Consider the following 1,083-nt stretch of genomic DNA (forward strand, 5'->3'; position numbering starts at 1 on the left):
GCTCCGTAGGCGTAGGTGAATCCGGCGGCGGTGGGGTCCTGAACCAGGAGCGTGACCTCGACCTCGCCGCGCCAGCTGGTGTCGATGAGCACTCCGCGGCCGGGAGCGGCGGCGACCTGCTCGGGGGTGACGTCCTTGCCGTCCTCGCCGCGCAGCTGCCGGATGGGCGTCCACGTCGCTGCGTCGCCGTAGGCGTCGGAGCGGGTGAGGATCTGGAAGCCGTTGCCGGTGTACTCGGCGGCGGTCGCTACGAGGAGCGCCTGGTGCGCGGCCTCGTCGCGGAGGGTCTGCGCGGTGTGCTCGAACTGGGCAGGGTCGTGAGTGGCGACCTCGATCAGGGTCGCGCGGGCGTCGGCGTCGTCCTCGAACTCCAACAGCACCGCCGCCTGGTCCAGGGTCAGCTCGTGCTCGTGCAGAACGGACGTGACGGTCGCGGACTCCGCGACCGCAAGCCCCTTCTTCACCGCGTCGGTCTTGGTGCCGGTGCGCTTGGCGATCGCTGCAGCGGACACGCCCTCGAACGCGAGCTGCGCCCACGCGGCGGTGCGGTCCGCGACGCTCAGCTCGGCGCGCTGGTCGTTCTCGATGATCTGCTGAACGATCCGGTCCGCGGTCGTCTCATCGCCCTCCACGACGTAGACGGGGATGGTGGGCACTCCGGCCTCGCGGGCGGCGAGGGTACGGCGCTGTCCGGCGCGGACGATGACGTTGCCGTGCTAGTCGCGGCGGGCGAGAACAGGGGTGATGACCCCGTTCTCGCGGATCGACGCGATGAAGTCCTTCGTCAGCGGGGCGCTGGTGCGGACGTTCGCCTCGATCACGAGGGTGGTCGGGTCGATGTGCTGAACGGTCCCGGTTCCGGTGGTGATAGTCACGATGGTTTCTCCTTGATCGGTGTGCGATCATTGAGGCGACGAGTCCCGTGGTTCTAGACCAACTACGGGGCTTTTGTCGTCTTCCTGATCGTTTTTCTTTGCCTCTCCGGCGAGTGAAAACCAATTGAGTGGAGTCGGCGGAGGGACGGCTCTCTCGGGCGAAATAAGGGAGCATGCGACCGCGTCCGAGAGAGACGGCACGCAGCCG

Annotated in this window: 2 protein-coding genes; both read right to left on the reverse strand. The window is 68.0% G+C overall.

Annotated elements, in window-relative coordinates:
* Nucleotides 1–656 (reverse strand): ParB/RepB/Spo0J family partition protein (locus tag C5C71_RS17115; protein ID WP_374954300.1); only part of this gene is annotated, 656 nt, incomplete at its 3' end.
* A 60-nt stretch (nucleotides 657–716) separates the two neighbouring features.
* Nucleotides 717–875: a hypothetical protein gene (locus C5C71_RS17730; RefSeq protein WP_181065759.1), complete on the reverse strand. Its 159-nt coding sequence runs from the start codon at nucleotides 873–875 to the stop codon at nucleotides 717–719.
* Nucleotides 876–1,083: the final 208 nt, after the last annotated feature.

This window comes from Rathayibacter sp. AY1C1 (genome assembly GCF_002932105.1).
GTDB lineage: Bacteria > Actinomycetota > Actinomycetes > Actinomycetales > Microbacteriaceae > Rathayibacter.